The sequence below is a fragment of the Streptomyces sp. NPDC016459 genome, from assembly GCF_040632845.1.
GTDB lineage: Bacteria > Actinomycetota > Actinomycetes > Streptomycetales > Streptomycetaceae > Streptomyces.
On the sequence record NZ_JBEYCR010000001.1, the window covers coordinates 13,234 to 39,178 of the forward strand.

The window sequence follows — 25,945 nt, forward strand, 5'->3', positions numbered from 1 at the left end:
ATTTCAGGCCCGGTCCCCTCTCCGAAAGTCGGGCAGCGTGAAGACCCGGGAGAGGGTCCCGCCGGGGCGGGCCGACGGCCGCTCGGGTGTCCGCTACGCGGGACGGGGGGTCGGGCGGCGGGCGGTGCCCGATACGGTGGAAGCACCATGAGCGCATCGCACACCTCAGACGTTCCCACCCTTCTCGTCAAGATCTTCGGGAAGGACCGTCCCGGGATCACCGCGGGACTCTTCGACACCCTCGCCGCCTACTCCGTCGACGTCGTGGACATCGAGCAGGTCGTCTCCCGCGGCCGCCTCGTCCTGTGCGCGCTCGTCACCGAGCCGACCGTCGCGTCGCAGGGCGAACTCCGGGCCACCGTGCACAGCTGGGCCGAGTCCCAGAAGCTCCAGGCCGAGATCATCTCCGGTACGGGTGACAACCGGCCGCGCGGCAGTGGGCGCTCCCACGTCACCGTGCTCGGGAATCCGCTGACCGCGGAGCAGACGGCGGCCATAGCGGCCAGGATCGCGGAGACCGGCGGCAACATCGACCGTGTCTTCCGGCTGGCGAAGTATCCGGTGACGGCCGTCGAGTTCGCCGTCTCCGGCTGCGAGACCGAGCCGCTGCGGACCGCCCTGGCCCCCGAGGCGCACACGATCGGCGTCGATGTCGCCGTGGTCTCGGCCGGGCTGCACCGGCGCGCGCAGCGGCTCGTCGTCATGGACGTCGACTCGACGCTGATCCAGGACGAGGTGATCGAGCTCTTCGCGGCGCACGCGGGCTGCGAGGACAAGGTCGCCGAGGTCACGGAGGCCGCGATGCGCGGCGAGCTGGACTTCGAGCAGTCGCTGCACGCGCGGGTGGAGCTGCTCGCCGGGCTCGACGCCTCGGTGGTCGACAAGGTCCGCGCCGAGGTGCGGTTGACGCCGGGGGCCCGGACCCTGATCCGTACGCTCAAGCGGCTCGGCTACCAGGTCGGCGTCGTCTCCGGCGGATTCACGCAGGTCACCGACGACCTGAAGGAGCGGCTGGGTCTTGACTTCGCCTCCGCCAACACGCTGGAGATCGTCGACGGCAAGCTCACCGGGCGGGTGACCGGCGAGATCGTGGACCGGGCGGGCAAGGCGCGGCTGCTGCGCCGGTTCGCCACGGAGGCGGGGGTGCCGCTGGCGCAGACCGTGGCGATCGGCGACGGGGCGAACGACCTGGACATGCTGAACGCGGCCGGGCTCGGTGTGGCGTTCAACGCGAAGCCGGTGGTGCGCCGGGCGGCGGACGCGGCGGTGAACGTGCCCTTCCTGGACACCGTGCTGTATCTGCTGGGCATCACCCGCGAAGAGGTCGAAGCGGCGGACGGCCCCGAGGAGCAGCTGCACTGAGCGGTGGCGGCGTGGGTGCGGCGGACCCGTGTACGCCGAAGGGGCCCGGTCGTCGGATGACGGCCGGGCCCCTTCGGGTACGGATCGGACGTACGGCCGCGGATCAGGCGGGCGCGGAAGGCGTGTGGGTCAGGCGTGCCGGTCGGGCACACGGGTCAGGCGTACGGGTCAGGCATGCGGGGTCCAGAAGTCGACGAGCCGGGCGGCGCCGTGTTCCAGGGACTTCCAGTCGCCGCTGAAGGTGAGGACGGCGAAGGCGGAGGTCGGGAAACCGCTGCGGTTCATCCGGGGGAGGACGTCGCCCTCGGACTCGCCGGCCAGGGCGTCGGCGAGCGCGTGCATGCCCGGGTTGTGGCCGATGACCAGGAGGTCGGAGACATCGTCCGAGGTCTCGCTGAGCAGGGCGATGAGCTCGCCGAGCGAGGCCTCGTACAGCCGGTCCTCGTACACGGTCCTGGGGCGCTGCGGCAGTGCGTGCACGGCCAGCTTCCAGGTCTCGCGCGTTCTGACCGCGGTCGAGCAGAGGGCCAGGTCGAAGCCGATGCCGGTCTCGGCGAGCTTTCGGCCCGCCAGGGGGGCGTCCGCGCGGCCTCGCTCGGCGAGGGGGCGCTCATGGTCGGACTCCTGGTTCCAGTCCGCCTTCGCGTGTCGGAGCAGCACGATCCTGCGGGATGTATCGACGCTCATGGTTCTCAGCTTCGCATGAAACGGCTCACATCGACTCAGAGAGAGAGCGTTTGCTGGATCTGCTCCAGGACCCCGCCGACCGCCGGGTCACCCGCGGTCGCGCGGGCGCCGCCGGGGCCGGCCATCAGCAGCAGCAGAGCGGTGAACGCGGCCACGGGCAGGACGAGTGCCCACCAGGGCAGCCGGGTGTCGACGCCGGTCGGCAGGGGCCGGGTGCTGGTGTGCGATCGGGCCGACATGGCCGCCTCCGGGGGGATGGGGAACCGTTTTCCGCTTGGTCTCCAACCTATGGAGCGGGCTCCCTCCGGCCCATCAGGTGATCCACCCAGTTCACCCTGACACTCACCCCCTAGGGGATGCGGGGGTTGTCCCCACCCCCCGGGTTCACGGGGAGGCGAGGGTGGCGATGACGGCGATGACCAACGAGATGCCGAGCATCGCGCCGAGCACGAGGAGCAGCTTCTTCTGGCCGTTGGGGGGATGGGGTTCGAGGACTGGCATGACGACAGTCTCGCATCTCAGCACTCGTCCTCGACCGTCCGGTCCCGGCCTGCCAGGGTTCCGACGATCATCTGGGGCACCATGAGGCCGCCCATGAGCGCGATCGGCAGTCCCCAGCCGCCGCTGTGCTGGTAGAGCACGCCGACGAGGAGGGGTCCGGGGATGGAGATGAGGTACCCGACGCTCTGCGCGAAGGCGGAGAGCCGGACGACTCCGGCGCCGCTGCGCGAGCGCATGCCGATCATGGTGAGGGCGAGCGGGAAGGCACAGTTGGAGACGCCGAGCAGCAGCGCCCAGGCCCAGGCTCCGGCGGCCGGGGCGAAGAAGAGGCCGGTGTACCCGGCGAGGCCGCAGAGGCCGAGGGCGACCACGATCGGGCCCTGGGTCTTCATCCGGGTGGCGAGCCGGGGGATGACGAAGGCGAGCGGGACGCCCATGACCATGGTGACGGCGAGGAGCACGCCCGCGGTGGTGGCGGGGACGCCGGCGTCGCGGAAGATCTGCGGCATCCAGCCCATGGTGATGTAGGCGCCGGTGGCCTGGAGGCCGAAGAAACAGCCGAGGGCCCAGGCGGTGCGGCTACGGGTGACGCGCGGCGGGGCGGCGGCGTCGGTCGTGGTCGTAGGTGTCGCTGTCGCCGGCGTCGCGCTCGGGACGGCGCCGGCGGCCGGGTCCGTAGGTGTCGCTGCGGCCGGGGACGCGCTCGGGACGGTGCCTGGGGTCGCGACCGTCTTTGCGGGCGCGCTCGTGGCGGCGCCCGGGGGCGCGGCCGCAGGCGCCGCTGTCGTCTGGGACGCGCTCGTGCCAGCGCCCGCTGTCGCGGCCGTCCTTGCGGGCGCGCTCGGGGCGGTGCTCGACGTCGTGGTCGGGCCTTCCCCCGTACGGGCCGTCTCGGCGCGGTCGCGCAGGAGGGGGATCCAGGGCAGGACGGCGAGCGCGGCGACGGCCGCCCAGACGCCGAGTCCGATGCGCCAGTCGCCGCCGAGGGCCTCCGTCATCGGCACGGTCGCGGCCGCCGCGACGGAGGTGCCGAGCGCGAGCGCCATGGAGTAGAGGCCGGTCATGCTGCCGACGCGGTCGGGGAAGTACCGCTTGACGATGACGGGCATCAGGACGTTGCTGACGGCTATGCCCATCAGGGCGAGGGCGCTGGCGGCGAGGAATCCCGCCGTACCGCCCGCGAAGGGGCGCAGGACCAGGCCGGTGAAGATCGCGGCCATGCCCGCGCAGACGACGGCGACGGGGCCGAAGCGGCGGGCGAGGCGCGGGGCCGTGATGCCGAAGACCGCGAAGCAGAGCGGGGGTACGGAGGTGAGGACGCCGGCGACGCTGCCGCTCATGTGGAGGCCCTCGCTGACCTCGTCGAGGAGGGCACCGAGGCTGGTGATGGCGGGGCGCAGGTTCAGCGCGGCCAGGACGAGTCCGACGGTGACGAGGCCGAGGGTCCAGCGGTGTGCGGGGGCGGCGGGGCCCGCCGGGCCGGACGGGGTGCCCGGGCCGGGACCGTGCCTGGTCGTATCCGACGACGGCGCGGGGCCGGGTACGGGTACGGGGACGGGAGAATCGCCGGCGGTGGCGGTCGCCCCGGCCCGCGGCGCGGAGGTCGCGGTGGCCGCCGGGGCGGTGGTGGTTCCGGACGGTCGTGCGGTGGGGTCGGGGGTCGGCTCGTCACGCATGGGACCATCATAGAATCATGGGATGATTGATTGTCCAATCTCGAACGAATGGGAAGGTGTTCCATGGCCCTCGGTCACCCGCGGCGCGCAGGTCTCTCCGATCAGGTGATCGCCGAGCTGCGGAACCAGATCACCTCGGGCGAGTGGCCGGTCGGTTCACGCATCCCGACGGAACCCGAGCTGGTCGAGCAGCTGGGAGTGGCCCGTAACACCGTGCGTGAGGCGGTACGGGCGCTCGCCCACAACGGACTGCTCGACATCCGCCAGGGCTCCGGTACGTACGTCATCGCCACCAGCGAACTCGCCGGGGTCATGCACCGGCGCTTCGCCGGCTCCGACCCGCGGCACGTCGCCGAACTGCGCTCGACCCTGGAGTCGTCGGCGGCGCGGCTCGCGGCGCAGCGGCGCACCGAGCGGGACCTCAAGCAGCTCGACGCCCTGCTCCTCCGGCGCGAGGAGGCGTGGGAGTCCGGCGACGCGGAGCGGTTCGTGACCGTCGACGCGGCCTTCCACCACGCCGTCGTCGCCGCCTCGGGGAACGAGGTGCTCACCGAGCTCTACGCGGACCTGGGCGACGTCCTGCGGGAGTGGCTGCGCGACGACGTGGGGCAGGAGCTGCGGCCCGAGAACCACATGGACCACGCGCGCCTGGTGGCGGCGATCCGGGACGGCGACGCGGAGCGGGCCGGGACCGAGGCGGCCGGCTATCCCTTCATGTGCCTGCGGAGCCCGGCCGCTGAGCCGGTCACGGAGTCCGGTCCGCCGGCTGGTGCGTGACCCAGGCGGACCGGACCTCCTTCCAGCATCGTCCGGTGACCTGGGCGTGGGCGGCGGGCTCGACGTCCACGGGGGTGCTGTCGCTGTCGACGTCCCACCAGCGCTCGCACTCGACGTGGAGGCGGACCCGGTCGGTGCGCGGGTACGGGTTGCGGCAGTGGGCCGTGACGTGGGAGCCCTGGACGACGGTGCGGCAGGAGGCGCCGAAGTTCTCCGGCTCCTCGGTCGCGGAGGCGGTGACGGGGAGCTCCTCGGCCGGGGCGGGGGCTGCCCGTACCTCGGCGGCCACGGCTATCCCGGTCAGCAGGACGGCGACCGAGGCGAAGGCGCCGAACGCGTCGCGTATCGCGTGCATATCCGTACCTCCTCCCCGTCCGTCGAAGGAACCGCAGTCGCAGGAACTTCACGCTCTGCCCCAGTCTGGGGTGATTCGCGCGACTTTTCGACTCGGGCAGGGGTTGCGGAACGGCGAGGGCCGTGGTCCACCCCCCAGGGGCGGGCCACGGCCCTCTACGGCTACGGGAGTCGCTACGCGCCGATCGCGTGCAGACCGCCGTCGACGTGGATGATCTCGCCCGTGGTCTTCGGGAACCAGTCGGAGAGCAGCGCGACGATGCCGCGGCCGGCCGGCTCGGGGTCGGAGAGGGTCCACTCCAGCGGGGAGCGGCTGTCCCAGACGGAGGCAAGCTCGCCGAAGCCCGGGATGGACTTGGCGGCCATGGAGCCGAGCGGCCCCGCCGAGATCAGGTTGCAGCGGATGTTCTGCTTGCCCAGGTCACGCGCCATGTAGCGGCTGGTGGCCTCCAGGGCGGCCTTGGTCGGGCCCATCCAGTCGTACTGCGGCCAGGCGTACTGCGCGTCGAAGGTGAGGCCGACGACGGAGCCGCCCTGGTTCATCAGCGGCAGCAGCGCCATGGTCAGCGACTTCAGGGAGAAGGCGGAGACGTGCATGGCGGTGGCCACGGACTCGAACGGCGTGTTCAGGAAGTTGCCGCCGAGCGCGTCCTGCGGGGCGAAGCCGATCGAGTGCACGATGCCGTCGAGACGGTCACCGAGGTGCTCGCGGACCTGTCCCTCCAGACGCGCGAGGTGCTCGTCGTTGGAGACGTCCAGCTCCAGGACCTTCACGTTCTCGGGCCGGGGGAGCTTCCTGGCGATGCGCTCGGTCAGCGTCGGCCGGGGCCAGGCGGTGAGAATGATCTCCGCACCCTGCTCCTGGGCCAGCTTCGCGGCGTGGAAGGCGATGGAGGACTCCATCAGCACACCCGTGATGAGGATGCGCTTGCCCTCGAGAATTCCGCTCATGTGATCAGTGACCCATGCCCAATCCGCCGTCAACCGGGATGACGGCTCCAGTGATGTACGAGGCGTCGTCCGAGGCGAGGAACCTCACCGTGGCGGCGATCTCCTCGGGCTGCGCGTAGCGGCCCAGGGGCACCTGGGACACGATGCCCGCGCGCTGCTCGTCGGTGAGCACCGCGGTCATGTCGGTGTCGACGAAACCGGGGGCGACGACGTTGAAGGTGATGTTGCGCGAGCCCAGCTCGCGCGCGAGAGAACGGGCGAAGCCGACGAGGCCGGCCTTGGAGGCGGCGTAGTTGGCCTGACCCGCGGAGCCCAGCAGACCGACGACCGAGGAGATCAGGACGACGCGGCCCTTCTTGGCACGCAGCATCGCGCGGTTGGCACGCTTGACGACCCGGAAGGTGCCGGTGAGGTTGGTGTCGACGACGGACGTGAAGTCGTCCTCGGACATGCGCAGCAGGAGCTGGTCCTTCGTCACGCCGGCGTTGGCCACGAGGACCTCCACCGGACCGTGCTTCTCCTCGATCTCCTTGTACGCCTGCTCCACCTGCTCGCCGTCGGTGATGTCGCACCGGACGGCCAGGAAGCCCTCGGGCGGCTCGCCGGAGCGGTACGTGATCGCGACCTTGTCGCCGGCCTCGGCGAACGCGCGGGCGATGGCGAGGCCGATGCCCCGGTTTCCTCCGGTGACGAGAACCGAGCGGCTCAACGGATCACCCTTTCGATAGCGGTCTGGTAGCCGAAAACCTATCGGTATCGCCCCCGACATGAGGAATCGACCTCCGACAGTGGCGTAGGGGCGTCACTGTCGGATCCCTACAGCTCGGAGGCGGTACGGGGCGGCCGCCCTCCACCCCCGGAAGAGCCCCACCCCGCCCCTGAACTGGCCCTCCGTCGTCCTACGGCACCCGGAGGTCCGCCTGGGAGAGTTCGGCGCCCAGCTCGTCGAGTGTCCGGTCGTACAGCACGGACCGGTGCGCCAGCACGTTCCTCGCGGTCACGAGGAGCCGCAGGAGCCGCGCGTCGCCCGGGGCAGGGCGAGCGCTCCGCTGACGTGCGCCCGGAGCAACTCGCCCACCTGCAGCTCCACGAAGGCCCGCTCCGGGGCGGCGCCCAGGTGGGCGGGCGGACGGTCGGCGTAGTCGGCGACGAGTGCGGCGACCGGCCTGTTGAGGTGGCCGAGCGCCCGTACGGCGAGGCGCTGCCGGGCCTCCTCTATCCATGGCGAGAGGACCCGCTGCTGCGCCTGCGACACCGGCGCGTCGAGCCTGGCCCGTACGTCGGCGGCGCCGGGCCCGGCCGTCGGGGCCGCGGGGTGCCAGACGGCCACGTGCGCGCGGAGCCGGCCCTCCCAGGAGACGACGGCGCCCGAGGCCCACGCCTGACGGAGCTCCGCGCCCGGCCGCAGCAGTGCTCCGATCCTCCGCAACGGCGGGCAGCCGGCCGGGCCGGGGACGGGTGTCCGTGCGAGGCAGCTCCCGAGTGCGGCGCCGGGCGTGTGTTGCGAGCCGTCCCACTCCAGGGCGAGCAGCCGGGCGAGGTCCAGGTCGGGGCCGCAGATCTCGACCACGGTCTCGGTCCGGACCGCGCGGCGGATCCGCTCCCTCAGCGGGTCGCGGTCACGGCCGGAGGTGTCGGGCCCGTGGTCGAGGATCGGCTCCTTGGCCTGCTTCGACGTACGGAACAGGGCGTCGGTGTCCTCGATGAGCCGGTCGATGTCCTCCGCCCGCCACAGCTCCTCGCCCAGGGCGCGGAAGCCGGGCGGGCCGGCGTACTGCGCCGGGTGCTTGCCGGACCACTCGATGACCTCGTTCAACGCGGGATCCCCGACCGCACCGGCATCGGGATCCCCGTCCGCACCCGCACCCGCACCCGCACCCGCACCCGCACCGAGCAAGTCGGCCTCGTGCGGGCCCTCATCCTGATCCTTTGACGCCGCCTCGAACCGAGGACCTATCTCGTGCGCGTCCGGCGGCGGGCTGCTGTCCGCGGCCGTCTGTAACGCCGCCTCGTGGCGCGTCGCCAGCGGTCCCCCCGGGAGCCGGCCCGTGCTGGGCATGAGCATCCCGTAGAGGGCGCAGCGGGCGAGCGGCGGGTCGAGTACTCGGAGCATGGCGAGGAGTTCGTCGAGGGTGGGGTCCGTCAGGGCGCGCTGCGAGAACCCGTACTCCGTGGGGAGTGCCTCGACCGCCCAGATGAGCCCGCAGGCGGCGATGCTCGTCAGCTGGCCCTGCTGCGCCTTGGCCAGCCGGACCCGTGCCGCGTGCAGTTCCCGACGCGAGGGTGGGGACGGCGGCCGGTCCGAGGTGTGGGCGTGCTTGTCGCCCCGTCAGCAGTGGTGCCGGGTCAGCAGGGATCTGAGTGCGTCCTCGTCCAGCGACGACAGCCAGGACCTGACTCCGTTCACCCACCCGTGCATGGCGTCGATCATCTCATCCCATCGGCGCGGGTGCTATGCCCGTGCTCTATTCCGCTGCCTCAAGACGCCGTGGACGAAGGCGGGTTGGCGCGGGTTACGCCGGGGGCGCACGTCAATGCGCCGACTCCGCGGCCCGTCCCGTGATTGACTTCCGGGACAGTTCGACCCCCGCCTTCCGATCGCCGAGAGCGAGGCCGCTCGTGGTCCATCAGATCGACCCTTCGTTCGTCGCGCTGCCCCTACGGGCGCTCGCCGACGCGGCGCTCGCCCGAGCGCGCGCGCTCGGTGCCGAGCACGCGGACTTCCGTCTGGAGCGGGTGCGCAGCGCCTCGTGGCGGCTGCGTGACGCCAAACCGTCCGGATCCTCGGACACCACCGACCTCGGGTACGCGGTGCGGGTGGTGCACGGCGGGGCCTGGGGGTTCGCGTCCGGGGTCGATCTGACCATGGACGGGGCCGCGCGGGTCGCCTCGCAGGCCGTGGCCATGGCCAAGCTGTCGGCGAAGGTGATCGCGGCGGCCGGTTCGGACGAGAGGGTGGAGCTGGCGGAGGAGCCGGTGCACGAGGAGCGCACCTGGGTCTCCTCGTACGAGATCGACCCCTTCTCCATCCCCGGCGAGGAGAAGAGCGCGCTGCTCGCCGACTGGAGCAGGCGGCTGCTGCGGGCGGACGGCGTGGCGCACGTGGACGCCTCGCTGCTCACCGTCCACGAGAACAAGTTCTACGCGGACACGGCGGGCACGGTCACCACGCAGCAGCGGGTCCGGCTGCACCCGCAGCTGACGGCGGTCGCCGTCGACGAGACGACCGGCGAGTTCGACTCGATGCGGACGATCGCGCCACCTGCCGGGCGGGGCTGGGAGTACCTGACGGGCACCGGCTGGGACTGGGACAAGGAGTTGGACGAGATCCCGGGGCTGCTCGCCGAGAAGATGCGGGCGCCGAGCGTGGAGGCGGGGCGGTACGACCTGGTCGTGGACCCGTCGAACCTCTGGCTGACGATCCACGAGTCCATCGGGCACGCCACCGAGCTGGACCGGGCCCTGGGCTACGAGGCGGCGTACGCGGGCACCTCCTTCGCCACCTTCGACCAGCTGGGCAAGCTGGCCTACGGCTCCTCGATCATGAACGTGACGGGTGACAGGACCGCCGAGCACGGGCTCGCGACGGTCGGGTTCGACGACGAGGGCGTCGAGGCGCAGAGCTGGGACCTGGTGAAGGACGGCACCCTCGTCGGCTACCAGCTGGACCGGCGGATCGCGAAGCTCACGGGTCTCGGCCGGTCGAACGGCTGCGCCTTCGCCGACTCCCCCGCGCACGTGCCGGTGCAGCGGATGGCGAACGTCTCGCTCCAGCCGGATCCGGGCGGTCTGTCGACCGAGGATCTGATCGGGGGTGTGGAGCGGGGCATCTACGTGGTCGGTGACCGGTCGTGGTCGATCGACATGCAGCGCTACAACTTCCAGTTCACCGGGCAGCGGTTCTTCCGCATCGAGAACGGGCGGCTCGCCGGGCAGCTGCGGGACGTGGCGTACCAGGCGACGACCACCGAGTTCTGGGGCTCGATGGAGCAGGTCGGCGGACCGCAGACGTACGTCCTCGGAGGTGCCTTCAACTGCGGGAAGGCCCAGCCGGGCCAGGTCGCCGCGGTCTCCCACGGCTGCCCGTCCGCCCTCTTCCGGGGCGTCAACATCCTGAACACCACGCAGGAGGCCGGTCGATGAGCGCCCGCGACCAGATCTGCCGGGGGTCCGGGGGGCGTCCCCCGGGCAAGCACCGTCTGAACACCACGCAGGAGGCCGGTCGATGAGCCGCGTCAGCAAGCCGTACGAGATCGTCGAGCGGGCCCTCGAGCTGTCCCGCGCCGACGGGTGTGTCGTCATCGCGGACGAGGAGTCCTCGGCCAATCTGCGCTGGGCGGGCAACGCGCTCACCACCAACGGCGTCACCCGCGGCCGTACGCTCACGGTGATCGCGACCGTCGACGGCGCGCAGGGCACCGCCTCCGGTGTCGTCTCCCGGTCCGCCGTGACCGTCGACGACCTGGAGCCCCTGGTCCGGGCCGCCGAGGCCGCCGCGCGTGCCGCGGGGCCCGCCGAGGACGCCCAGCGGCTGGTGGCGGACGTGCCCTCGTCCCCCGACTTCACGGACGCCCCGGCGGAGACCTCGTCCGCCGTCTTCGCCGACTTCGCCCCGGCGCTCGGCGAGGCCTTCGCCCGTGCCCGGTCCGGCGGCCGTGAGCTGTACGGCTTCGCCAACCACGAGCTGACCTCCACCTACCTGGGTACGTCCACGGGCCTGCGGCTGCGCCACGACCAGCCCAACGGGACCCTGGAGCTGAACGCCAAGTCCCCCGACCGCTCGCGCTCCGCCTGGGCCGGACGCTCGACCCGGGACTTCAAGGACGTCGACCCGGCGGCGCTCGACGCCGAGCTGGCGACCCGTCTCGGCTGGGCGGAGCGACGGATCGAGCTGCCCGCCGGGCGGTACGAGACGCTGCTGCCGCCGACCGCCGTGGCCGACCTGCTGATCTACCAGCTGTGGTCGTCGACTGCCCGGGACGCGGTGGAGGGTCGTACGGTCTTCTCCAAGCCCGGCGGCGGCACCCGGCTCGGCGAGACCCTCTCCCCGCTGCCGCTGACCCTGCGCAGCGACCCGAACGAGCCGGGTCTGGAGTCCGCGCCGTTCGTGATCGCGCACTCCTCGGGCGACGACTCCTCCGTCTTCGACAACGGCCTGCCGATCGCGCCGACGGACTGGATGCGGGACGGCAGGCTGGAGCGCCTCATCACCACCCGGCACACGGCGGAACTTACTCGGTTGCCCGTGGCGCCCGGAGCGGGGAACCTGATCCTGGACGGCGGCGGCGAGCGTTCCCTCGAGGAGATGGTCGCCTCGACGGAGCGTGGTCTGCTCCTCACCTGCCTCTGGTACATCCGCGAGGTCGACCCGGCGACGCTGCTGCTCACCGGGCTGACCCGGGACGGCGTCTACCTCGTGGAGAACGGCGAGGTGGTCGGCGAGGTGAACAACTTCCGGTTCAACGAGTCGCCGGTGGACCTGCTGTCGCGGGCCTCGGAGGCGGGCCGGACCGAGAAGACGCTGCCGCGCGAGTGGAGCGACTGGTTCACCCGGGCCGCGATGCCCGCCCTGCGGGTGCCCGACTTCAACATGAGCTCGGTCAGCAAGGGGGTCTGACCCACCTAGACTGGGCGACGGCACCACCGCAATCGATCAAGGAGACGGACGACCGTGACGGACATCGTCGACGAGCTGAAGTGGCGCGGGCTCTTCGCCCAGTCCACCGATGAGGACGCACTGCGCAAGGCTCTCGCGGACGGTCCCGTCACCTTCTATTGCGGTTTCGACCCGACCGCGGCCAGTCTCCACGTCGGGCACCTGGTCCAGGTCCTCACCGTGCGCCGGCTCCAGCGGGCCGGGCACCGGCCGCTGGCGCTGGTCGGCGGGGCCACCGGTCAGATCGGTGACCCGCGGCCGACGGCCGAGCGCACCCTGAACGACCCCGAGACGGTCGCGAACTGGGTGAACCGGCTGCGGACGCAGATCGAGCCGTTCCTCTCCTTCGAGGGGGAGAACGCGGCGATCATGGTGAACAACCTGGACTGGACCGCCGGCATGTCGGCGATCGAGTTCCTGCGGGACATCGGCAAGCACTTCCGGGTCAACAAGATGCTGACCAAGGACTCCGTCGCCCGGCGCCTGGAGTCCGAGCAGGGCATCAGCTACACCGAGTTCAGCTACCAGTTGCTCCAGGCCATGGACTTCCGGGAGCTGTACCGCCGCTACGGGTGCACGCTCCAGCAGGGCGGCTCGGACCAGTGGGGCAACCTGGTGGCCGGGCTCGACCTGATCCACCGGCTGGAGCCGGGTGCTGAGGTGCACGCGCTCGCGACCCCGCTGATGGTCAAGGCGGACGGCACCAAGTTCGGCAAGACCGAGAGCGGGGCCGTCTGGCTCGACCCGGAGATGACGACGCCGTACGCGTTCTACCAGTTCTGGCTGAACGTGGACGACCGGGACATCTCGACATACATGCGGATCCTGTCCTTCAAGTCCCGCGAGGAACTGGAGGAGCTGGAGCGGCAGACCGCGGAGCGGCCGCAGGCGCGTGCCGCGCAGCGGGCGCTCGCCGAGGAGCTCACCACCCTGGTGCACGGCGCCGAGCAGTGCGCGGCCGTCATCAACGCCTCCAAGGCGCTGTTCGGGCAGGGCGACCTGGCCGAGCTGGACGAGGCGACGCTGGCCGCCGCCCTGTCGGAGCTGCCGCACGCCCGGGTGACCGCGCTCGGCCAGGTCGTGGACCTGTTCACCGAGGTCGGTCTCGCGCCGAGCAAGTCGGGCGCGCGCCGCACGGTGAAGGAGGGCGGGGCCTACGTGAACAACGTGAAGGTGACCGCAGAGGACGCCGAGGTGTCGGCGGACGAGCTGCTGCACGGCCGCTGGCTGGTGCTGCGGCGCGGCAAGAAGAACCTGGCGGCGATCGAGTTCGCCGGCGCGGAGGGCTGAGTTCCGCCCCCGGGACGCACAGAGGGAGGCCCGGTACGGCGTGTGCCGTACCGGGCCTCCCTCTGGGCCGGATCACGCCCGTCGGCGGTTGCCCTTCATCGAAGCCCACAGCATGTCGCCCACTCCGACCACGGCCACCGCGCCGATCAGCTGGAGCAGGTGGCGGGTCCAGTCGATGCCCTTGGTTTCGTTGACCCCGATCCACGTCGCCACGGCGTTGCCGAGGACGCTGCCGAGAATGCCGAACACCACCGTCAGCCACAGCGGGATCTGCTGCTTACCCGGCAGGATCGCCTTCGCGATCAGACCGAGGACCAGTCCCACGATGATCGCCCACAACCAACCCATCGTCGCCTCCTTGTCCGCATGTGGGCCCAGTCTCGCCCTCCCGGCCATACGCCGCATGTCGGACAGCGCCATCCGTGCCCCCGGCCTCGTCCGCGCCGGGTGGCGGGCGTACCGTGGAGTAGAGGTCCGGACCGGGTGCGTCCGGCGCGACCGGTGGGTGGTGAACGGCGATGGCGAAGCGTGACGGAACCGAGGTCTTCCGGATCACGGGGGCCCGGCAGGGGCTCGCCGACGATGTGCGCGGGCGGCAGCGGCGCTACGTCATCTCGATGACGGTCCGGACGCTGTCCGTGATCGCCGCCGCGGTGCTGTGGAATGTCGAGCGGCACGTGGCGATCGTGGCCCTCGCCCTGGGCATCCTGCTCCCCTATGTCGCCGTGGTCATCGCGAACGCGGGGCGGGAGTCCACTCCGTCCCTTCCCTCCACGTTCGTCCCCCCTCCGACGCGGCCCGCGCTGGACCCCGGAAACCTCAGGAACAGCTCAGATCAATCATGAAGTTCCAGTGCACCGCACCCCATGTGCCGTGACATACTTCCTACGCGCTCCGCATCCCCCGTCGGAGCGACGGACCGATGCCGGGCAGCTCCCCCCGTGGCTGCTCGGCATCGCTGTTGCTGGACAATGATCAGGTGATCAACCATCCGGTGAGCGAAGAGAAGCCGATCTGCTCCGCCAAGGGGTGCCGCGCCGACGCCGTCTGGGTGCTCGCGTGGAACAATCCCGCGCTGCACACGCCCGAGCGTCGCAAGACCTGGCTCGCGTGCGAGGAGCACCGCGAACACCTCTCCCAGTTCCTGGGGGTACGGGGTTTCCTCAAGGACGTCGTGCCGCTGACGGACTGGGTGTCCGCCGACACCTGAGGCCCTTCTCGCCCCGCGCTCAGCCGCCGATCGCCGACATCGGGCGGTCGGGCTGGAGGAAGCCCGGGTCGTCGAGGCCGGAGCCGGCCTTCTTGCCCCACATGGCCCGCTTCCAGAGCGCCGCGACCTCGGCGTCCGGCGCGTCCGAGCGGAGCGTGGCCCGCAGGTCCGTCTCCTCGGTGGCGAACAGACAGGTCCGCACCTGACCGTCGGCGGTGAGCCGGGTGCGGTCGCAGGCCCGGCAGAACGGGCGGGTGACGGAGGCGATGACGCCGACCGTGTGCGGTCCGCCGTCGACGACCCAGCGCTCGGCGGGCGCCGAACCGCGCTCGTCGGCGCCCTCGGGCGTCAGGGTGAAGCGGGTGCGCAGCGACTCCAGGATGTCCCCGGCGGTGATCATGCCGTCGCGCTTCCAGCCGTGCTGGGCGTCGAGGGGCATCTGCTCGATGAAGCGGAGCTCGTACTCCTGCTCCACCGCCCAGGCGAGGAGGTCGGGTGCCTCGTCGGCATTGAGCCCGGGCATCAGGACGGCGTTGACCTTGACCGGGGTGAGGCCGGCGTCCCGGGCGGCGGCCATGCCGTCGAGGACGTCCTGGTGGCGGTCGCGCCGGGTGAGGGTCTTGAAGACGTCGGGGCGCAGGGTGTCGAGGGAGACGTTGACCCGGTCGAGGCCGGCGGCCTTGAGGGCGGCGGCCGTGCGCTTCAGTCCGATGCCGTTGGTGGTGAGGGACATCCGGGGGCGGGGCTCCAGGGCCGCGCAGCGCTCGACGATGCCGACGAGGCCGGGGCGGAGCAGCGGCTCGCCGCCGGTGAAGCGGACCTCGGTGACGCCGAGGTCGGTGACCGCGATACGGATCAGCCGGACGATCTCGTCGTCGGTGAGCAGGTCCGGCTTCGCGAGCCACTGCAGTCCCTCTTCGGGCATGCAGTACGTGCAGCGCAGGTTGCACCGGTCCGTGAGCGAGACGCGCAGGTCGGTTGCCACCCGGCCATAGGTGTCGATGAGCACTTGGGCCCCCTCCCCGTCTTGCGGTTGCGTGTGGTTCGAGCCTACGCGAGGACACGGACATCGAGCAGGGCAGATTGTCACGGGACCGGCGAGGCCGCGTCGTAGAACTCTACGACGCGGCCGTCCGGGAATAGCGGAACGTATACGGTCCGGTGCGCTCCGGTCAGTGCTTGACCGCGGCGGCGACCCCGACCCCGGTGAGGGACTTGACCTCCAGCTCCGCGTACTTGCCGGCGTCCGGCTCCTCCTTGGAGAGGATCGAGCCGAGCCAGCCGAGGAGGAAGCCGAGCGGGATCGAGACGAGGCCGGGGTTCTCCAGCGGGAACCAGTGGAAGTCCACGCCCTTGAACATCGAGGCCGGCCCGCCGGAGACGACGGGCGAGAAGAGGACCAGGACGACGGAGGAGACAAGGCCGCCGTAGATCGACCAGAGCGCGCCCTGGGTGGTGAACCGCTTCCAGAAGAGCGAGTAGAGGATCGTCGGCAGGTTGGCCGAGGCGGCGACCGCGAAGGCGAGGGCGACGAGACCGGCGACGTTGAGGTCGCGGGCGAGGGCGCCGAGCGCGATCGACACGATGCCGATGAGGACCGTGGACCAGCGGGCGGCCCGCATCTCCTCCTTCTCGGTGGCCTTTCCTCGCCTGATCACGTTCGCGTAGATGTCGTGCGCGAAGGACGAGGAGGAGGCCAGGGTCAGACCGGCGACCACGGCGAGGATGGTGGCGAAGGCGACGGCGGAGATGACGGCGAGGAGGATCGCGCCGCCGGTGGAGTCGGCGCCGCCGCCGACCTCGAGGGCGGTCAGCGGGGCCGCGGTGTTGCCCGCCTTGTTGGACGCCTTGATGGTGTCGCCGCTGAGCAGTGCGGCGGCGCCGAAGCCGAGGACGATCGTCATCAGGTAGAAGGCGCCGATGATGCCGATGGCCCAGTTGACCGACTTACGGGCGGCCTTGGCGGTCGGCACCGTGTAGAAGCGGATCAGGATGTGGGGCAGTCCGGCGGTGCCGAGGACGAGGGCGATGCCGAGGGAGATGAAGTCCAGCTTCGAGACGGAGCTGAGTCCGTACTTGAGGCCGGGCTCGAGGAAGGCGTCGCCCTTGCCGCTGTTGGTGGCGGCGGCGCCGAGCAGCTGCGAGAGGTTGAAGTCGAACTTCAGCAGGATGAGGAAGGTGATGAGGAGCGTGCCCGCGATGAGCAGGACGGCCTTCACCATCTGCACCCAGGTGGTGCCCTTCATGCCGCCGATCGTCACGTAGACGATCATCAGGACGCCGACGAGGGCCACGATCGCGACCTTGCCGCCGTCGCTGGTGATGCCGAGGAGCAGCGAGACGAGGACGCCGGCGCCCGCCATCTGGGCGAGCAGGTAGAAGATCGAGACGACGATGGTGGAGGTGCCGGCGGCGGTGCGGACGGGCCGCTGGCGCATCCGGTAGGCGAGGACGTCGCCCATGGTGAAGCGGCCGGAGTTGCGCAGCGGTTCGGCGACCAGGAGCAGGGCGACGAGCCAGGCGACCAGGAACCCGATCGAGTACAGGAAGCCGTCGTAGCCGTAGAGGGCGATGGCGCCGCTGATGCCGAGGAAGGACGCGGCGGACATGTAGTCGCCGGAGATCGCGAGGCCGTTCTGGAAGCCGGTGAACTGGCCTCCGCCCGCGTAGAAGTCGGCGGCGCTGCGGGTCTGGCGGCCGGCCCAGACGGTGATGATCAGGGTCCCGATGACGAAGGCGCCGAAGAGGGCGATGATCAGCGGCCGGTGCTCGCTGGTGGCGCTGTCCGCCGCGAGCAGGACGGGGGTGCTCATGCGTCGCCCTCCATACGGTTCCTGATGGCCTCGGCCTTGGGGTCGAGCCGGTTCGCCGCGTGCCGCGAGTAGAGCCAGGCGATGAGGAAGGTGGTGGCGAACTGGCCGAGGCCGAGGACGAGCGCCATGTTGATGTTGCCGAAGACCTTGGTCCCCATGAAGCCACCCGCGTAGTTCGAGAGCAGCACGTACAGCAGGTACCAGGCGATGAAGGCGAGGGTCAGGGGGAAGGCGAAGGAGCGGTACGTACGGCGCAGTTCGCCGAACTCCTCGCCCTGCTGCACCTCGACGAACTGTTCCGTCGTGGGTGCGACGGGGGCGGATGCGGCCTCCGTCCCGTCTCTGGGCGGCGGCGGTGCTTCGGTAGCCACGGAATCTCCTCGTGACGCGGGGACGGACGGCATGGTCAAGGGGGCCTCACCAGGGGTGCGGGAGCCGGGGTTCCGAACGGAGCCCCTCCCCTGCACAACGGCACGGAGCGGGATGCGAAGCGGTTCACGCCGGGGATTTATTCGTACAGATCTTCATGAAGTCTTCTCAACTCATTGAAGCGCCGGGAAGATCAGCGATAGCTTCACTCGTCATGCACCTGTCCGCACGCAAACCCGTGTGCGGGCAGTACATACGGATGATGTGGAGAACCCATGGCTCATCTGGGATCGAGGCGCGGCCGAGCTCTTGCTCTGCCGGTTGGTCTCGCGCTCACGGCCTCGCTCGGCTTCCTTCCCTCCGGCGCCGCCTCCGCCGCGGAACTGAGTGACGCACCGACGTCCGCCGTGGCGACGAACGGGCCGAAGCTGACGTACGTCGTCAACGTCGCGGGAGGTCGCTGGACCGCCTCCTCGGTGAAGAAGGCGATAGCCGCCGCGGGTGGCGAGGTGGTCGTCTCGTACGACCGCATAGGCGTGATAGTCGTCCACTCGCAGAACCCCGAGTTCGCGAAGACGATCCGCACGGCGCGTGGTGTGGTGTCGGCCGGTGCGACCCGTACCGCCCCGCTGTCCGCGCAGACGGACACCTCCGTCGACGAGGGCGCCCAGACGCTGTCCGCGGCCGAGGCCAAGGCCGCGGCGGCCACGGCGTCGGACGAGCAGGATCCGCTGGAGCCCCTGCAGTGGGACCTGCCGGCCATCAAGGCGGACAAGGCCCACCAGAAGACGCTCGGCAGCAAGCGCGTCACCGTCGCCGTCATCGACACGGGTGTCGACGACACCCACCCGGACCTGGCGCCGAACTTCGACGTCAAGGCCTCCGCGAACTGCGTGACCGGCAAGCCGGACACCACCCCCGGCTCGTGGCGCCCCAACCCGGGCGAGAGCGACCACGGCACCCACGTCGCCGGCACGATCGCCGCCGCCAAGAACGGCATCGGCGTCACCGGTGTCGCCCCGGGCGTGAAGGTCTCCGGCATCAAGGTGTCGACCCCGGACGGCTTCTTCTACACCGAGGCCGTGGTCTGCGGCTTCATGTGGGCGGCCGAGCAGGGTGTCGAGGTCACGAACAACAGCTACTACACCGACCCGTGGATGTTCGCCTGCAAGAACGACGAGGACCAGAAGGCCCTCATCGAGGCGGTCACCCGCGCGACCCGCTACGCGGAGCGCAAGGGCACGGTCAACGTGGCGGCGGCCGGCAACTCGAAGTTCGACCTGGCGGCCGACACGATCGTCGACAACAGCAGCCCGAACGACAGCACGCCGAGCGGCCGGGTCATCGACCCGAAGGAGTGCCTCGACTACCCGGGCATGCTGCCGGGCATCGTCACCGTCTCCGCGACCGGGGCCAAGGACCTGAAGGCGTCCTACTCCAACTACGGTCTCGGTGTCATCGACGTCGCCGCCCCCGGCGGTGACCGCACCGAGTACCAGACCCCGGACGCCCCGGCGGTCAACGGCCGCATCCTGTCGACCACGGTCAACGGCGGCTACAACTACAAGGCCGGCACGTCGATGGCGGCGCCGCACGCGGCGGGTGTCCTCGCGCTCATCAAGTCGACGCACCCCCACGCGAGCCCGGCGGCCCTGAAGGCGCTGCTGTACGCGCAGGCCGACGACCGCGCCTGCACCAACCCGTACGACATCGAGGGCGACGGCAAGATCGACGCCGTCTGTGAGGGCGGCAAGAACAAGAACGGCTTCTACGGAGCCGGTCTGATCGACGCGCTGGACGCCGTCCGCCGCTAGTCGCGGAGGTCCGGTGAGGAGGGTCCCCGTGCGTGTGCCGCACGGGGACCCTTTCGCGTGCGCCGCAGGGGGACCCTTCGCGTGGCACGGAGTGCCACACTGCCGTCATGGACAACACGGTGCGTACGGGTACGGAGTTGCTGTGGTCGGCCCTCGGCGGCGATCCCGCCCTGGTCGACCGGGTGGCGTTCACCGGGCCCTCCGGGCTGCTTCCGGCCCGGCTGCCGGTGATGGACCTGGCGCGGGCGACGGTGGCGGCCTGTTCGCTCGCCGCCGTCGAGCGGGCGGGGCTGCCGGGGCCGGTGCGGGTGGACGACGGGGCCGTCGCCACCGCCTTCGTGAGCGAGCGTCATCTGCGGGTCGACGGGCGGGCGCCGGTGAACTTCGCGCCGCTCTCCCGGTACTGGCGGGCGGCCGACGGGTGGGTCCGTACCCACGCCAACTATCCGCACCACCGGACCGCGCTGCTCGCCGCTCTCGACGTGCGGGAGGAGTCGGTGGAGGCCGTCGCGGCGGCGATCGGCGAGCGGCGGGCCGTCGAGGTCGAGACGGCGGTGTACGCGGCCGGGGGCCTCGCCGTCGCCCTGCGCACCCCCGCGGAGTGGGCGGCGCACGAACAGGGCCGGGCGGTGGCGGCGCGGCCGCTGCTGACCCGGGAGCGGCTCGACGGGGCCCCGCCCCGTCGCCGTGCGGGCCGGCTGCGGGTCCTGGACCTGACCCGGGTGATCGCCGGGCCGGTCGCGACCCGGACGCTCGCGCTGCTCGGCGCGGACGTGCTGCGGATCGATCCGCCCGGCAACCCCGAACTGCCCGACCAGCACGCGGAGACGGACGTCGGGAAGCGGACCGCCGCGCTCGATCTGGACCGGCCGTCCGACCGGCGTACCTTCGACGCGCTCCTGGACTCCGCCGACGTCCTGGTCACCGGCTACCGGCCGGGCGCCCTCGACCGCTTCGACCTGCACCGGCCGGGGCTCGTCACCGCCCTGCTCTCCGCCTGGGGGGACTACGGGCCGTGGGGCGGGCGGCGCGGCTTCGACTCCCTGGTCCAGGTGGCGACCGGGATCGGCGTGACCGAGGGCTCGGCGGAGGAGCCGGGCGCGCTGCCCGCGCAGGCCCTGGACCACGGCACGGGTTATCTCCTCGCGGCCGCCGTGCTCCGGTCGCTGACCGAGCAGGACCGGGATGGCGGCACGCGGCTCGTCCGGCTGGCGCTCGCGCAGACGGGCCACTGGCTGACGCACGCACTGCCCCGGTACGAGCCCGACCGGTACCTCACCGAGTCGGACGGCCCGCTGGGGCGGCTGCGACACGCGCTGTCGCCCGTGGCGTACGAGGGCGGCCCGGCGGGCTGGTCGCGGCCGCCGGGCGTGGCGGGCGCGGACGCGCCCGCGTGGCTCACCCGGTGAACCACGGCCCCTGTCACGGCGTGACGAGGACCTTCAGGGCCGTGCGCTCGTCCATCGCCTTGTAGCCGCCGGGGACGCCGTCGAGGCCGACGGTCAGGTCGAAGACCGGCGAGGGGTCGATGGTGCCGTCGAGGACGTCCTGGAGCAGTTCCGGGATGTACGCGCGCACGGGGGCGACGCCGCCGCGCAGCGCGATGTTCCGGTCGAACATGACGGAGAGGTCGAGTCCGGTGCCGCTGCCGTGGGGGACGCCGACGTAGCCGATGGAGCCGCCGTCGCGGGCGATGGCGACGGCGGTCCGCATGGACTGCTCGGTGCCGACGGCCTCGATGACGCCGTGGGCGCCCTGGCCGCCGGTGAGTTCGCGGACCGCCGCCTCTGCGGCCTCGCCGCGCTCGGCGACGACGTCGGTGGCGCCGAAGAGGCGGGCGATGTCGGTGCGGGCGGTGTGCCGGCCGAGCGCGATGATCCGCTCGGCGCCGAGCCGCTTGGCCGCGAGGACACCGCAGAGGCCGACGGCGCCGTCGCCGACGACCGCGACGGTGGAGCCGGGCCTGACGCCGGCGCCGAGGGCCGCGTGGTGGCCGGTGCCCATGACGTCCGAGAGGGCGAGCAGCGCGGTCAGGAGCCGGTCGTCGGAGGCGGCGTCGGCGGGGAGCTTGACGAGGGTGCCGTCGGCGAAGGGGACCCGGACGGCCTCGCCCTGGCCGCCGTCCGAGCCGACCGAGCCCCAGAAGCCGCCGCGCGGGCAGGAGGTCTGGAGCCCCTCGGCGCAGTGGTCGCAGGTGCCGTCGGACCAGACGAAGGGGGCGACGACGAGGTCTCCGGTGGTGAAGCCGGTGACCTCGGCGCCCGCCGCCTCCACGACACCGAGGAACTCGTGGCCGATGCGCTGACCCGGCTGCCGGGCGGACTCGCCGCGGTAGGCCCACAGGTCGCTGCCGCAGACGCAGGCGCGCAGGACGCGGACGACGACGTCGGTGGGGTCCCGCACCACCGGGTCGGGCACGTCCTCCACCCGCATGTCGAAGGGAGCGTGGATGGTGGTGGCGCGCATGGCGGACGGTCCTTGCTGTCAGACAGTTGTACGACATTCACCGTACATCGCGTGGAGCGCTCCCGCCGTCAGGAGGCACTGCGCCCCGATATAGGTCAGCATGACCCAGAAGTCCGGCGCCGGCAGCTGGGGCCAGTGGGCGACTCCGGTGGCGATGAGGGTGTCGGACAGCAGGAACAGGCCGCCGCCGAGCCCGGCCAGGAGCCCGAGGGAGCCGGCGCGGTAGGCCATGGCGGTCAGGAGCAGCGAGTAGCCGGCGACCGGGACCCTCAGGTCGGCGGGGAGGTCGGGCCACAGGAGCACGACGGTGCCGACGAGGACGGCGGTGTACGCGGCCGCCAGGGGTACGGACGTACGGCGCCGCCCGAAGAGGACGAGGTAGCAGACGTGTCCCGCGGCGAAGGACCCCATGCCGACGAGGAAGGCCCAGTCGGCGTCCGAGAGGAGGAAGACGTCGCCGCCCCAGCCGAAGAGGAGCGCGACGACCAGCGGCTTCGGGGCGCCCCTGGTGACCGCGTACGCGGCGAGCAGCGGCATCAGGAGTGGCTTGGCGAGCTGGTGACCGAGTTCGGCGCCGGCGACCAGGGAGATCAGGTCGACGGCGGCCGCGAGCCCGAAGGCGGCGAGGAGCGCGCGGGGGGCGAGCGGACGGGAGGCGGCCGGGACGGCACGGGCGGGTGCGGGGCCGGCGCTCACGCGGCGGGCTCCGGCGCGGGCTCCGGGAGGGTTCCGGCGCTCTTCGGCACGTCGGCGGTCGGCGGGCCGGGTTGCCAGCCGGGGCCTCGGAAGACCCGGCCGGCCCGCTCGCGCCAGTCGCGCGCGGCCCGGAGGTCGCGGGCGATGGCGGCGTACTCGTGGGTGGCGACCCGGAGCGGGTTGTACGTCTCGATGTTCTTGGTGAGCCCGTAGACGGGCCGGTCGGTCTCACCGACCCAGGAGCCGAACATCCGGTCCCAGACGATGAGGATGCCGCCGAAGTTCCGGTCCAGGTAGCCGCCCTGGGAGGCGTGGTGGACGCGGTGGTGCGAGGGCGTGTTGAGGACGTACTCGAAGGGCCCGGGCAGCCTCCCGACGCGCTCGGTGTGGATCCAGAACTGGTAGACGAGATTGACCGAGTAACAGAAGGCGACGGCGGCCGGGTGGACGCCGAGGGCGATCATCGGCAGGTAGAACGGCCAGGAGGTCACGCTGGTCCACGGCTGGCGCAGGGCGGTGGTGAGGTTGAATTTGCGGCTGCTGTGGTGGACGACGTGGCAGGCCCAGAGGACGCGGACGACATGGTGTCCGCGGTGCTGCCAGTAGTAGAGGAAGTCCTGCGCGAGCAGCATGAGCGGGATCGTCCACCACAGGACGGGGACGCGGAGCGGGGTCAGCTCGTAGACGGCGGTGTAGATCGCGACCACGGGGATCTTCCACAGCGCGTCGAAGGCCAGGCTCCCGAGACCCATGCCGATGCTGGTGGCGGCGTCCTTGGTCTCGTAACCGGCGGCGTCCTCGTCGGGGTGGATCCGGTGGCTGACCATCTCCAGGACGGTGAGCAGGACGAACGCCGGTATGGACCAGAGCACGACATCGGGCAGGTTCGGCATGCCGTCGACGGTAGGGGCGGGAGGCGGGGCAGGGCTAGACGTTGTTACCAACAAGTATGCGAGACGCCTTGTCAGCAAGCTTTGGCACCTTCCGACAAGGCACCCACCGCCAAGGCGCCCTCCGGCCGAGCCGCGAAGGACAAGGGGGTCCGCACGCTGGGGAGTTGGGGAAACCGAGAAGCCTCCGGGGACACCCGGGACGGAGTTGTCGGTCGTGGGCCGTATTCTCAGTGACCGTGCTTGACGACCGTACGACAGCAGCGACATGGCCGGCCGCCTACCCGCAGGGGTACGCGGTCGTCGACGTGGAGACCACCGGACTCGCCCGTGACGACCGGATAGTGTCGGCTGCCGTCTACCGGCTGGACGCCCAGGGAAACGTCGAGGACCACTGGTACACCCTCGTCAACCCCGAGCGCGATCCGGGCCCGGTCTGGATCCACGGACTGACCACGGACGTCCTGGAGGGCGCGCCGCTCTTCCCCGAGATCGCGGCGGAGTTCGCGGCCCGGCTCGACGGACGGGTCCTCGTCGCGCACAACGCGATGTTCGACTGGCAGATGATCGCCCGGGAGTACGCGCGCGCCGAATCGGCCGCGCCGGTGCGGCAGCGGCTGTGCACGATCGCGCTCGCCAAGGAGTTGTCGCTGCCGCTGCCCAACCACAAGCTGGAGTCCCTGGCAGCGCACTTCGGCGTCGTGCAGCGGCGCGCGCACAACGCGCTGGACGACGCGCGGGTGCTCGCCGAGGCGTTCCGGCCGAGCCTGCACGCGGCGGCCGAGCGTGCCGTACGGCTGCCGCTCCTGGAGTGCCGGCCGTTGACCGAGTGGGCCTCGTCCCCGGAGCGGCCCCGGATCGGCCATCAGGCCGGCCCGTCCTCGTACCGGACGAACAGCTGGCGTCCCTCGCGGAAGCGTCCGCCGTGCCCGTATCCCAACCCCGGCCGGTACGAGACGGACAGACCTCTCAAACAGGGCATGCGGGTGGCCTTCTCCGGGGACACCTCCGTCGACCGCGAACTCCTCGAGGACCGCACGGTCGACGCCGGTCTCCACGTCGCCGGCAGCGTCTCCCGGCTGACCAGCCTCCTCGTCACCAACGACCCGGACGCCGCAACCTCCAAGACGCTCAAGGCCAGGTCCTTCGGCACGCCGATCGTCGACGAGGCCGCCTACACCCAGCTGCTGCGGGACGTGGCCCCGGCAGACGGGTGACACCCCGGGCCCGGCGGGCGTGCCGAGCTGCGCATTCCCGCCGGGAGCCCTCACCCTGTGGCGCATGGCACGTTGTGAGGTCTGCGGAAACGATTACGGCATGTCCTTCGAAGTCCACGCGCAGGGCGCGGTCCACGTCTTCGATTGCTTCGCCTGCGCCATCCACCGCATGGCGCCCATCTGCGAGCACTGCCGGGTCCAGATCATCGGACAGGGCGTCGAGGTCGACGGCAGCTGGTACTGCGGCGGCCACTGCGCCCGTGCGGAGGGAAAGGTGGGGATCGTCGACAGGGTGTGAGGAAACGATCCTGGGCCCGGCCCCCGAGCAAGCCGAACCCCGGCGCGTGCACCCCATCGACCGAGTTGTACGGTCATGGGGTGTACCGCTTCCTGTTGTCCCGGCAGTGGGTGATCCTCACCCTCGTCGCCCTCGTCCTCGTCCCGACGATGATCGAGCTGGGCTTCTGGCAGTTCCACCGGCACGAACGCCGGGTCGCCCAGAACGCCCTGATCGCGGACAGCGTCGCGGCGAAGCCGGTCCCGGTCGAGGAGCTCACCTCTCCCGGCCACACGGTCCCGCGCTCCGACTACTGGCGGCCCGCCACGGCGACCGGCACCTTCGACACCGCCCACGAGGTCGTCGTCCGCCGCCGCACCAACTCCGACGACCGGGTCGGCGTGCACGTCCTGACCCCGCTGCTCCTGAGGGACGGCCGGACCGTCCTGGTCAACCGCGGCTGGGTGCCTGCCGCCGCCGACCAGCACTCCTTCCCCGCGGTCCCGCCCGCCCCGAAGGGCGAGGTCACGATCACCGGGCGTCTCAAGGCCGACGAGACGACCGGCGCCAGCGGCATCAAGGACCTGAAGGGTCTGCCGGACCGCCAGGTCATGCTGATCAACAGCACGCAGCAGGCCCAGCTCATCGGCCGCGAGGTGCTCGGCGGCTACCTCGAACAGATCACCCCCGAGCCGGCCGGGAACATCCCCGAACTCATCCCCGAGCCCGACCACGACTCGATCGGCGCCCACATGGCGTACGCGGTGCAGTGGTGGCTCTTCGCCGCCGGGGTCCCCGTCGGCTGGGTGATCCTGGTCCGCCGGGAGAGGCGCGACCAGATGGCGGCGGCCTCCTCCGGCACCCCCGAAACCCCCGAGCGGGACGCGGAAGCGATTCAGGCCACCCCGTCCCGCTGATTGACCACCCCTGCGGGCGGGA

The 25,945-nt window shown here is 71.5% G+C and carries 27 protein-coding genes; 12 read left to right on the plus strand and 15 right to left on the minus strand.

Annotated elements, in window-relative coordinates:
• The first annotated feature begins 147 nt into the window (after positions 1-147).
• Positions 148-1,362, plus strand: a complete 1,215-nt coding sequence (gene serB, locus ABZ567_RS00075) for a phosphoserine phosphatase SerB (protein WP_360782481.1) — start codon at positions 148-150, stop codon at positions 1,360-1,362.
• A gap of 168 nt (positions 1,363-1,530) precedes the next feature.
• Here serB and ABZ567_RS00080 read toward each other — a convergent pair whose 3' ends face one another.
• The 4 genes from ABZ567_RS00080 to ABZ567_RS00095 form a co-directional block, all read right to left on the minus strand.
• Complete coding sequence (locus tag ABZ567_RS00080; RefSeq protein ID WP_360782483.1) at positions 1,531-2,049, minus strand: histidine phosphatase family protein; 519 nt, start codon at positions 2,047-2,049, stop codon at positions 1,531-1,533.
• Positions 2,050-2,084: 35 nt separating this feature from the next.
• On the minus strand, positions 2,085-2,288 hold the full coding sequence (locus tag ABZ567_RS00085) for a hypothetical protein (RefSeq protein ID WP_360782485.1): 204 nt from the start codon (positions 2,286-2,288) through the stop codon (positions 2,085-2,087).
• A gap of 145 nt (positions 2,289-2,433) precedes the next feature.
• Positions 2,434-2,550 (minus strand): SGM_5486 family transporter-associated protein, encoded by a 117-nt coding sequence (locus ABZ567_RS00090; protein ID WP_360782488.1) that lies wholly within the window; start codon positions 2,548-2,550, stop codon positions 2,434-2,436.
• 17 nt (positions 2,551-2,567) lie between these two features.
• Complete coding sequence (locus tag ABZ567_RS00095; protein WP_360782491.1) at positions 2,568-4,226, minus strand: MFS transporter; 1,659 nt, start codon at positions 4,224-4,226, stop codon at positions 2,568-2,570.
• Between the two features lie 63 nt (positions 4,227-4,289).
• Here ABZ567_RS00095 and ABZ567_RS00100 point away from each other — a divergent pair, with 63 nt between their 5' ends.
• Positions 4,290-5,003, plus strand: a complete 714-nt coding sequence (locus tag ABZ567_RS00100; RefSeq protein WP_360782494.1) for a FadR/GntR family transcriptional regulator — start codon at positions 4,290-4,292, stop codon at positions 5,001-5,003.
• Here ABZ567_RS00100 and ABZ567_RS00105 read toward each other — a convergent pair.
• The 4 genes from ABZ567_RS00105 to ABZ567_RS00120 form a co-directional block, all read right to left on the minus strand.
• A complete protein-coding gene (locus ABZ567_RS00105) occupies positions 4,972-5,358 on the minus strand; it encodes a hypothetical protein (protein WP_360782495.1) in 387 nt (128 codons plus the stop codon). The two genes, ABZ567_RS00100 and ABZ567_RS00105, sit on opposite strands and share 32 nt — an antisense overlap.
• A 173-nt stretch (positions 5,359-5,531) precedes the next feature.
• Positions 5,532-6,308: an enoyl-ACP reductase FabI gene (gene fabI / locus ABZ567_RS00110; RefSeq protein ID WP_360782498.1), complete on the minus strand. Its 777-nt coding sequence runs from the start codon at positions 6,306-6,308 to the stop codon at positions 5,532-5,534.
• Positions 6,309-6,312: 4 nt separating this feature from the next.
• On the minus strand, positions 6,313-7,017 hold the full coding sequence (fabG, locus tag ABZ567_RS00115) for a 3-oxoacyl-[acyl-carrier-protein] reductase (RefSeq protein ID WP_360782501.1): 705 nt from the start codon (positions 7,015-7,017) through the stop codon (positions 6,313-6,315).
• 288 nt (positions 7,018-7,305) lie between these two features.
• Positions 7,306-8,124 carry a hypothetical protein gene (locus ABZ567_RS00120; protein ID WP_360782504.1) on the minus strand — a complete coding sequence of 273 codons (819 nt, stop codon included), beginning with the start codon at positions 8,122-8,124 and terminating at the stop codon, positions 7,306-7,308.
• Between the two features lie 803 nt (positions 8,125-8,927).
• Between ABZ567_RS00120 and ABZ567_RS00125 the strand changes: the two genes are divergently transcribed.
• The 3 genes from ABZ567_RS00125 (at position 8,928) to tyrS (ending at position 13,254) form a co-directional block, all read left to right on the plus strand.
• Positions 8,928-10,451 (plus strand): TldD/PmbA family protein, encoded by a 1,524-nt coding sequence (locus ABZ567_RS00125; RefSeq protein WP_360782506.1) that lies wholly within the window; start codon positions 8,928-8,930, stop codon positions 10,449-10,451.
• Positions 10,452-10,533: 82 nt separating this feature from the next.
• Positions 10,534-11,925: a metallopeptidase TldD-related protein gene (locus ABZ567_RS00130; protein ID WP_360782509.1), complete on the plus strand. Its 1,392-nt coding sequence runs from the start codon at positions 10,534-10,536 to the stop codon at positions 11,923-11,925.
• A 54-nt stretch (positions 11,926-11,979) separates the two neighbouring features.
• Complete coding sequence (tyrS, locus tag ABZ567_RS00135; RefSeq protein WP_360782512.1) at positions 11,980-13,254, plus strand: tyrosine--tRNA ligase; 1,275 nt, start codon at positions 11,980-11,982, stop codon at positions 13,252-13,254.
• Between the two features lie 72 nt (positions 13,255-13,326).
• On the opposite strand, the gene ABZ567_RS00140 is transcribed toward tyrS, so the two are convergent.
• The gene (locus ABZ567_RS00140; RefSeq protein ID WP_360782515.1) at positions 13,327-13,602 is read right to left on the minus strand and encodes a GlsB/YeaQ/YmgE family stress response membrane protein; all 276 of its coding nucleotides are present in this window, start codon (positions 13,600-13,602) and stop codon (positions 13,327-13,329) included.
• Positions 13,603-13,772: 170 nt separating this feature from the next.
• Here ABZ567_RS00140 and ABZ567_RS00145 point away from each other — a divergent pair, with 170 nt between their 5' ends.
• Both ABZ567_RS00145 and ABZ567_RS00150 read left to right on the plus strand, forming a co-directional pair.
• On the plus strand, positions 13,773-14,099 hold the full coding sequence (locus ABZ567_RS00145; protein WP_360782518.1) for a DUF3099 domain-containing protein: 327 nt from the start codon (positions 13,773-13,775) through the stop codon (positions 14,097-14,099).
• Between the two features lie 149 nt (positions 14,100-14,248).
• Positions 14,249-14,464 carry a hypothetical protein gene (locus ABZ567_RS00150; protein ID WP_360784956.1) on the plus strand — a complete coding sequence of 72 codons (216 nt, stop codon included), beginning with the start codon at positions 14,249-14,251 and terminating at the stop codon, positions 14,462-14,464.
• Positions 14,465-14,483: 19 nt separating this feature from the next.
• Here the strand turns inward: ABZ567_RS00150 and moaA are convergent, their stop codons facing one another.
• From moaA to ABZ567_RS00165, 3 genes are all read right to left on the minus strand, one after another.
• Positions 14,484-15,473, minus strand: a complete 990-nt coding sequence (moaA, locus tag ABZ567_RS00155) for a GTP 3',8-cyclase MoaA (protein ID WP_360782521.1) — start codon at positions 15,471-15,473, stop codon at positions 14,484-14,486.
• Positions 15,474-15,636: 163 nt separating this feature from the next.
• Positions 15,637-17,277, minus strand: coding sequence for a cation acetate symporter (locus ABZ567_RS00160; protein WP_360782524.1), 1,641 nt, complete (start codon positions 17,275-17,277; stop codon positions 15,637-15,639).
• A complete protein-coding gene (locus ABZ567_RS00165; protein WP_360782527.1) occupies positions 17,274-17,648 on the minus strand; it encodes a DUF485 domain-containing protein in 375 nt (124 codons plus the stop codon). Before ABZ567_RS00165 ends, ABZ567_RS00160 begins: the two co-directional genes overlap by 4 nt.
• 273 nt (positions 17,649-17,921) lie before the next feature.
• Between ABZ567_RS00165 and ABZ567_RS00170 the strand changes: the two genes are divergently transcribed.
• Positions 17,922-19,460, plus strand: a complete 1,539-nt coding sequence (locus ABZ567_RS00170; RefSeq protein ID WP_360782530.1) for a S8 family serine peptidase — start codon at positions 17,922-17,924, stop codon at positions 19,458-19,460.
• A 107-nt stretch (positions 19,461-19,567) separates the two neighbouring features.
• Positions 19,568-20,869, plus strand: a complete 1,302-nt coding sequence (locus tag ABZ567_RS00175) for a CoA transferase (protein WP_360782533.1) — start codon at positions 19,568-19,570, stop codon at positions 20,867-20,869.
• Between the two features lie 13 nt (positions 20,870-20,882).
• Here ABZ567_RS00175 and ABZ567_RS00180 read toward each other — a convergent pair whose 3' ends face one another.
• From ABZ567_RS00180 to ABZ567_RS00190, 3 genes are read right to left on the minus strand one after another with little or no spacing between them, the layout of a single operon-like run.
• A complete protein-coding gene (locus ABZ567_RS00180) occupies positions 20,883-21,926 on the minus strand; it encodes a zinc-dependent alcohol dehydrogenase family protein (RefSeq protein ID WP_360782536.1) in 1,044 nt (347 codons plus the stop codon).
• Positions 21,927-21,944: 18 nt separating this feature from the next.
• Positions 21,945-22,622, minus strand: a complete 678-nt coding sequence (locus tag ABZ567_RS00185) for a lysoplasmalogenase (RefSeq protein WP_360782539.1) — start codon at positions 22,620-22,622, stop codon at positions 21,945-21,947.
• Positions 22,619-23,515 carry a sterol desaturase family protein gene (locus ABZ567_RS00190; RefSeq protein WP_360782542.1) on the minus strand — a complete coding sequence of 299 codons (897 nt, stop codon included), beginning with the start codon at positions 23,513-23,515 and terminating at the stop codon, positions 22,619-22,621. Before ABZ567_RS00190 ends, ABZ567_RS00185 begins: the two co-directional genes overlap by 4 nt.
• A 230-nt stretch (positions 23,516-23,745) precedes the next feature.
• On the opposite strand from ABZ567_RS00190, the gene ABZ567_RS00195 reads away from it, so the two are divergent.
• The 3 genes from ABZ567_RS00195 to ABZ567_RS00205 all read left to right on the plus strand — a co-directional run bounded on the left by ABZ567_RS00195 (position 23,746) and on the right by ABZ567_RS00205 (position 25,923).
• Positions 23,746-24,729, plus strand: a complete 984-nt coding sequence (locus tag ABZ567_RS00195; protein ID WP_360782544.1) for a DEDDh family exonuclease — start codon at positions 23,746-23,748, stop codon at positions 24,727-24,729.
• 64 nt (positions 24,730-24,793) lie between these two features.
• Positions 24,794-25,027, plus strand: a complete 234-nt coding sequence (locus ABZ567_RS00200) for a hypothetical protein (protein WP_073806545.1) — start codon at positions 24,794-24,796, stop codon at positions 25,025-25,027.
• 80 nt (positions 25,028-25,107) lie between these two features.
• Positions 25,108-25,923 carry an SURF1 family protein gene (locus ABZ567_RS00205; protein ID WP_360782548.1) on the plus strand — a complete coding sequence of 272 codons (816 nt, stop codon included), beginning with the start codon at positions 25,108-25,110 and terminating at the stop codon, positions 25,921-25,923.
• Positions 25,924-25,945: the final 22 nt, after the last annotated feature.

Coding starts and splice junctions, on each gene's coding strand:
- serB (WP_360782481.1), top strand. CDS start 148: ATGAGCGCATCGCACACCTCAGACGTTCCCACCCTTCTCGTCAAGATC.
- ABZ567_RS00080 (WP_360782483.1), bottom strand. CDS start 2,049: ATGAGCGTCGATACATCCCGCAGGATCGTGCTGCTCCGACACGCGAAG.
- ABZ567_RS00085 (WP_360782485.1), bottom strand. CDS start 2,288: ATGTCGGCCCGATCGCACACCAGCACCCGGCCCCTGCCGACCGGCGTC.
- ABZ567_RS00090 (WP_360782488.1), bottom strand. CDS start 2,550: ATGCCAGTCCTCGAACCCCATCCCCCCAACGGCCAGAAGAAGCTGCTC.
- ABZ567_RS00095 (WP_360782491.1), bottom strand. CDS start 4,226: ATGCGTGACGAGCCGACCCCCGACCCCACCGCACGACCGTCCGGAACC.
- ABZ567_RS00100 (WP_360782494.1), top strand. CDS start 4,290: ATGGCCCTCGGTCACCCGCGGCGCGCAGGTCTCTCCGATCAGGTGATC.
- ABZ567_RS00105 (WP_360782495.1), bottom strand. CDS start 5,358: ATGCACGCGATACGCGACGCGTTCGGCGCCTTCGCCTCGGTCGCCGTC.
- fabI (WP_360782498.1), bottom strand. CDS start 6,308: ATGAGCGGAATTCTCGAGGGCAAGCGCATCCTCATCACGGGTGTGCTG.
- ABZ567_RS00130 (WP_360782509.1), top strand. CDS start 10,534: ATGAGCCGCGTCAGCAAGCCGTACGAGATCGTCGAGCGGGCCCTCGAG.
- ABZ567_RS00140 (WP_360782515.1), bottom strand. CDS start 13,602: ATGGGTTGGTTGTGGGCGATCATCGTGGGACTGGTCCTCGGTCTGATC.
- ABZ567_RS00145 (WP_360782518.1), top strand. CDS start 13,773: ATGGCGAAGCGTGACGGAACCGAGGTCTTCCGGATCACGGGGGCCCGG.
- ABZ567_RS00160 (WP_360782524.1), bottom strand. CDS start 17,277: ATGAGCACCCCCGTCCTGCTCGCGGCGGACAGCGCCACCAGCGAGCAC.
- ABZ567_RS00170 (WP_360782530.1), top strand. CDS start 17,922: ATGGCTCATCTGGGATCGAGGCGCGGCCGAGCTCTTGCTCTGCCGGTT.
- ABZ567_RS00175 (WP_360782533.1), top strand. CDS start 19,568: ATGGACAACACGGTGCGTACGGGTACGGAGTTGCTGTGGTCGGCCCTC.
- ABZ567_RS00180 (WP_360782536.1), bottom strand. CDS start 21,926: ATGCGCGCCACCACCATCCACGCTCCCTTCGACATGCGGGTGGAGGAC.
- ABZ567_RS00190 (WP_360782542.1), bottom strand. CDS start 23,515: ATGCCGAACCTGCCCGATGTCGTGCTCTGGTCCATACCGGCGTTCGTC.
- ABZ567_RS00200 (WP_073806545.1), top strand. CDS start 24,794: ATGGCACGTTGTGAGGTCTGCGGAAACGATTACGGCATGTCCTTCGAA.